We start from the raw sequence: 5,801 nt of genomic DNA on the forward strand, positions 1-5,801 counted from the left end.
CCGCGCCAAAGCCCCCCAATGTGGCGTTGGTTGCGTTGGACGCACCCATTGTGGCGTTCGGTGCGTCCAACGCACCGAACGCCACATTGGGGCGCTTGGGGGTCAGGCCTGGGCGTCGAAGTCCCGGGCGGCCAGGGCGCGCACGATGCCCGCCCGGCCCTCCGAGACCAGCCGGCGCAGCGCCTGCGGGTGCTCACCGGCCAGCCACTCGTCGGACGCCGACACCGTCTCCGGGGCCACCGCCCACGACGGGTACAGCCCGATCGCGATCGGCTGCGCCCGCTCGCTCGAGCGCCGCTGCCACACCTCGTCGATCACCTCGAAGTACTTCGCCACGTACGAGCCCAGCAGCGCCTTCTGGCCCGGGTGCGAGAAGCCCGAGATGAGCGAGTCGCTGACCGCGTTCGGCAGCTCGTCGTCGTACACCGCGCGCTGCCATGCGTCCGCCTTGGCCTCCGCCGTCGGGCGCAGCGCACGCGCGCGCTCCGCCTGGCGACGGCCCGTCGCGGTGTTGTCGCGTTCCAGCTCGGCGTCGATCTCCGAAGCGCCCGCCTTGCCGTGGGCCACCAGCGCGTGCAGGAGCCGCCAGCGCAGGTCGGTGTCCACCGTGAGACCGGGAAGCGGCGCCGACCCGTCCAGCCAGCCCGCCAGCACGGCCGACGTCGAGTCGTCCAGCACCGAGCCGGCCAGGGAGTTCACGAACGCCAGCTGGTGGTCCGAACCCGGCTCGGCGTCGCGGACCAGCTCCAGCAGCCGTGCGGTGAACGCGGGCCAGCCGGTCGCGGCCGCCCACTCCTGCTCGGCGTAGGAGTTCAACGCCGTCTGGGCCTGCAGCAGCAGCCGCTGGACGACGCCGACCTCGCTCTCGGTGTGGATGCCGCGCTGCACCAGCGTCACGAAGTCGCGGGCCTTGAGCTCGGCCTCGCGGGTCATCTCCCACGCCGCCGACCAGCACAGGGTCCGCGGGAGCGGCTCGGTGATGTCGGCGATGCGGTCGATGAGCGTGGTCAGCGACGCCGGGTCGAGGCGCATCGTGCAGTACGTCAGGTCGTCGTCGTTGACCAGGACCAGCTTGCCCGCGGGCAGGCCGACCAGGTCCGGCACCTCGGTGCGCTCGCCGTCGACGTCCAGCTCGACCCGCTGGGTCCGGACGATCTTCCCGGAAGCGTCCTCGTCGTAGACGCCGACCGCGACGCGGTGCGTGCGCAGCTCACCGGCACCCGGCTTCGCGCCCGACTGCACGACGGCGAACGACGTGAACTTGCCGTCCGAGCCGACCTCGTAACGCGGGCTCAGCGAGTTCAGCCCGGTCGTCTCCAGCCACTGCGCGCTCCACCACGACAGGTCGCGCCCGGACGCCTCCTCCAGCGCGCCCAGCAGGTCGGCCAGCGTGGCGTTGCCCCAGGCGTGCTTGCCGAAGTACACCTTCAGGCCGTCGAGGAAGTGGTCCAGCCCGACGTAGGCGACGAGCTGCTTGAGCACGCTCGCGCCCTTGGCGTAGGTGATGCCGTCGAAGTTCACCTCGACCGCGTGCAGGTCGACGATGTCGGCCGCGATCGGGTGCGTCGAGGGCAGCTGGTCCTGCCGGTAGGCCCACGACTTCTCGATGTTCGCGAAGCTGGTCCACGCGTTCTTGTACTCGGTGGCCTCGGCCTGGGCCAGCACGCTCGCGAAGGTCGCGAACGACTCGTTCAGCCACAGGTCGTCCCACCAGCGCATGGTGACCAGGTCGCCGAACCACATGTGCGCCATCTCGTGCAGCAGCGTCTCGGCGCGCCGCTCGTAGGCGTAGCGGGTGACGCGGCTGCGGAAGACGTAGTCCTCCAGGAACGTCACCGCGCCGGCGTTCTCCATCGCGCCGGCGTTGAACTCCGGCACGAACAGCTGGTCGTACTTGGAGAACGGGTAGGGCGTGCCGAACTTCTCGTGGTAGAAGCCGAAGCCCTGCTTGGTCTCGGTGAACAGCCGTTCGGCGTCCATGTGCTCGGCCAGCGACGCGCGGCAGTAGATGCCCAGCGGGATGGTCTTGTGCGCGTCGGTGTACTCGTCGCGCCACTCCGCGTACGGGCCCGCGATCAGCGCGACCAGGTAGGTCGACAGCCGCTCGGACTCCTTGAACACGGTCCGGACGGCGCCTTCCGGCGTCTCTTCGCTGGACTCCACCATCGTGTTGGAGACGACTTTCCAGTCCTTCGGCGCGATCACCGTGAGCCGGTAGACCGACTTCAGGTCGGGCTGGTCGAAGCAGGCGAACATGCGCTTGGCGTCCGCCGTCTCGAACTGGGTGTACAGGTAGACGCCGTCGTCGACCGGGTCGACGAACCGGTGCAGGCCTTCGCCGGTGTTCATGTACCGGCAGTCGGCGGTCACGGTGAGCTCGTTCGCCTCGGCCAGCCCGGCCAGCGCGATGCCCTTGTCCTCGACGTACGCGGTGACGTCGACGTCCGCGCCGTTCAGGGTGGCCGAGTGCACGCGGTCGGCGACGATGTCGACCCACGTCGATTCGCCGGCCCGGGCGCTGGAGAACCGGACGGTCGTCGTCGACGCGAAGGTCTTCTCCCCGGGGCCGCCGTGGCCGTCGGTCAGATCGAGCTCGATGTCGTAACCGGTGACGTCGAGCAGATCCGCGCGCAGCTTGGCTTGGTCGCGGGTCAGGTTGGGGGCGGGCACAGGCACCTCTGGTCGTTGGTATCGGTTTTCAACTCCCCGCATCCAATCATGGGGACGGGGTGGCGGGCGATAAGGGAACAACCCCGCGTTTCCCGGTGTTGGCCCCTCGTGTGGGGGTCCGCCCACACCGAGACGTGCCTGGAGGAGTACCTCGATGACCGCTGCCGAGCAGCCCACGAAGGTCGATTTCTACTTCGACCCGATCTGCCCGTTCGCGTGGATCACCTCCCGCTGGATCCTGGAGGTGGAGAAGCACCGCAACCTGGACCTGCACTTCCGGATCATGAGCCTGTCGGTGCTCAACGAGGGCCGGGACGAGCTGCCCGAGCAGTACAAGGAGCTGCTGTCGAAGGGCTGGGGCCCGGTGCGCGTGGCCGTGGCGCTGTCGCAGCTCAAGGGCGAAGAGGTGCTGCGCGACTACTACACCGAGTTCGGCATCCGCCGCCACAACCAGGGCAACGACGACTTCGACGCGGTCATCAAGGAGGCCCTCGCCGCGATCGGCGCCCCGGCCGAGCTGGCCGAGGCCGCGCACTCCACCGAGTACGACGACGCGCTGAAGAAGAGCCACCACGAGGGCATGGACCCGGTCGGCCAGGACGTCGGCACCCCGACGATCCACATCGACGGCGTGGCGTTCTTCGGCCCGGTGCTCAGCTCGATCCCGCGGGGCGAAGACGCGCTGAAGGTGTTCGACGGCGCGGTGGCGCTGGCGAGCTACCCGGACTTCTTCGAGCTGAAGCGCACCCGGACAGGTGACCTGAACTTCGACTGACGCCGTCGTCAGGGGGTCGCGAGGGCGGCCAAGGTGACGTCGCTGGGGTAGCGGGAGGCTGCCACGGCGGCCACCTCGGTCGTCTCGCCGCGGCCCACGCCCGCCTTGAGCGAGATCAGCTCGTGCAGGCCGTCGCGGTGGTAACGGACGAAACCGGCGTCGACCGGGTCGCCGTGGCCGGGGACCACGACGCGGGGGCCCAGTGCGAGGATCGCGTCGAACGCGTCCGGCCAGGCGGTCAGGTCGGTCTCGCTGCTGAACGAGAATTCGCTGAACCCCGCTTCGGCGTTCTCGACGACGTCACCGGCGAAGACGACCGCCGCGTCCGGGACGTGCACGACGACGTCGTGGCCGGTGTGCGCGGGGCCGGGGTGCAGCAGCACCGCCGTGCGGCCGCCCAGGTCCAGCTCGACGCGGCCGGTGAACGTGTGGTTCGGCGCCGTGATGGTCGTCCGCGAAATCGCCTCGGCGATCTCCGGTTTGCCCTCCTTGCGGTAGTGGGCCTCCCAGGTGGCGCGGCGGGCGTCGGGATCCGCGGCCACCTCGGCCGCGCAGCGCTCGTGCGCCCAGACCTCGCACGGCAGGAACGCCTCGGTGCCCCAGGCGTGGTCGAAGTGCGCGTGCGTGTACACCACGGCCCACGGCAGCTTCGTGATCTCGCGGACCGCGGCGGCCAGCTCAGCGCCCTGCTCGAGGTCACCCCGGGTGTCGACGACCAGGCAGCGCTCGGCGCCCACGACCAGCCCGACGGTCAGGTCCAGCTCCTCGTAGCGGCGCGCGTGCACGCCGTCGGCGACCTCGATCCAGCGGCCGGTCATGCCCGTGCTCCTTCGCTCGTGAGGGATGTCCGTCACACCGTGCGGGCAGGCACCCGCCCGGATCCCCACCCGGAGCATGCCCGAAACCGGGCGTGATGGCAGACTCCCAGCCGTGCGTGTCTACTTGGGATCCGACCATGCCGGTTTCGAGCTGAAGAACCACCTGGTGGCTCACCTGGAGAAGCAGGGCCACGAGGTGACCGACATCGGTCCGCACGTCTACGACGCGGCCGACGACTACCCGGCGTTCTGCGTCGAGACGGCGCTGCGCGTGGTGGCCGACGAAGGCAGCCGCGGCATCGTCGTCGGCGGCTCCGGCAACGGCGAGCAGATCGCCGCGAACAAGGTCCCCGGCGCCCGCGCGGGCCTGGCCTGGAGCGTCGAGACCGCGAAGCTGTGCCGGGAGCACAACCACGCCCAGCTGATCGGCGTCGGCGCCCGGATGCACACCGCCGAGGAGGCCGTCGAGATCGTCGAGGCGTTCCTGGCGACGGAGGTCTCGCCGGAGGAGCGGCACGCGCGCCGGGTCCAGCAGCTGCTGGACTACGAGCGCACCGGCACCCCGCCGGCGCTGCCGGAGGCCTGATGCCCGAGGGGCACACGCTCCACCGGCTCGCGCGGCTGCACAAGCGCCGGTTCGCCGGCGCCCCGGTCGCGGTGAGCAGCCCGCAGGGCCGGTTCGCCGCCGAAGCGTCCCGTTTGGACGGTCAGGTGTTCGTCGGCGCCGAGGCGCACGGCAAGCACCTCTTCCACGACTACGGCCCGCACGGGATCGTGCACATCCACCTCGGGCTCTACGGCACCTTCGGCGAATCCCCGCTGCCCGCGCCCGAGCCGGTGGGCCAGGTCCGGCTACGGCTGGCCGGCCGGACACATTGGACGGACCTGCGCGGGCCCACCCGCTGTGAACTGCTCGCTCCCGAGCAGGCCGAGGCGATCCAGGCCCGGCTCGGCCCCGACCCGCTGCGCCGCGACGCGAAACCGGAGCAGGCCTGGGCGCGCATCTCGCGGTCCAAAACGTCGATCGCGGCCCTGCTGATGGACCAGGCGGTGCTGGCCGGGGTCGGCAACGTCTACCGCGCCGAGGTGCTGTTCCGCCACGGCGTCGCACCCTTGACGCCCGGCCGCGCACTGGACCGCGCGCTGTGGGACGACTTGTGGGCCGACCTGGTGACCCTGATGCGCGACGGCGTCCGCGTCGGCCGGATCGACACGGTCCGCCCGGAGCACCTGCCCGAGGCGATGGGCCGCGCGGCCCGGGTCGACCGCCACGGCGGCGAGGTCTACGTCTACCGCCGCGCGGGCGAGCCGTGCCTGGTGTGCGGGACGCCGGTCGCGAACTCGGAGCTGGTGGGCCGCAACCTCTACTGGTGCCCCACCTGCCAGCCCGCCTGACCCGCGCCCCAAGCGCCCCAATGTGGCATTGGGTGCGTTGAATAGGCACTGCGGCGCGAAGCGCCTCCGTTGAGGGCGGTGGTGGGGGCATGGGAGGAGCACCGAACGCCACATTGGGTGCGTTGAACGCACCGAACGCCACA

General features: G+C 70.8%; 5 protein-coding genes. 3 read left to right on the forward strand and 2 right to left on the reverse strand.

What is annotated here, in order from left to right; translation table 11 throughout:
* Positions 1–102 precede the first annotated feature (102 nt).
* A complete protein-coding gene (gene pepN, locus AB0G28_RS45055; protein ID WP_361104350.1) occupies positions 103–2,670 on the reverse strand; it encodes an aminopeptidase N in 2,568 nt (855 codons plus the stop codon).
* A gap of 154 nt (positions 2,671–2,824) precedes the next feature.
* Between pepN and AB0G28_RS45060 the strand changes: the two genes are divergently transcribed.
* Entirely contained in the window at positions 2,825–3,445 is a 621-nt protein-coding gene (locus AB0G28_RS45060) for a DsbA family protein (protein WP_361104284.1), read from the forward strand.
* Positions 3,446–3,453: 8 nt separating this feature from the next.
* On the opposite strand, the gene AB0G28_RS45065 is transcribed toward AB0G28_RS45060, so the two are convergent.
* On the reverse strand, positions 3,454–4,263 hold the full coding sequence (locus AB0G28_RS45065) for an MBL fold metallo-hydrolase (protein ID WP_361104287.1): 810 nt from the start codon (positions 4,261–4,263) through the stop codon (positions 3,454–3,456).
* 112 nt (positions 4,264–4,375) lie between these two features.
* Between AB0G28_RS45065 and AB0G28_RS45070 the strand changes: the two genes are divergently transcribed.
* The gene (locus AB0G28_RS45070; protein WP_310972143.1) at positions 4,376–4,849 is read left to right on the forward strand and encodes a ribose-5-phosphate isomerase; all 474 of its coding nucleotides are present in this window, start codon (positions 4,376–4,378) and stop codon (positions 4,847–4,849) included.
* Entirely contained in the window at positions 4,849–5,658 is an 810-nt protein-coding gene (locus AB0G28_RS45075; protein WP_361104290.1) for a DNA-formamidopyrimidine glycosylase family protein, read from the forward strand. The genes AB0G28_RS45070 and AB0G28_RS45075 overlap by 1 nt, the downstream gene beginning before the upstream one ends.
* The last annotated feature ends 143 nt before the right edge of the window (positions 5,659–5,801 follow it).

It is taken from the genome of Amycolatopsis sp. NPDC021455 (assembly GCF_040640995.1).
Lineage (GTDB): Bacteria > Actinomycetota > Actinomycetes > Mycobacteriales > Pseudonocardiaceae > Amycolatopsis.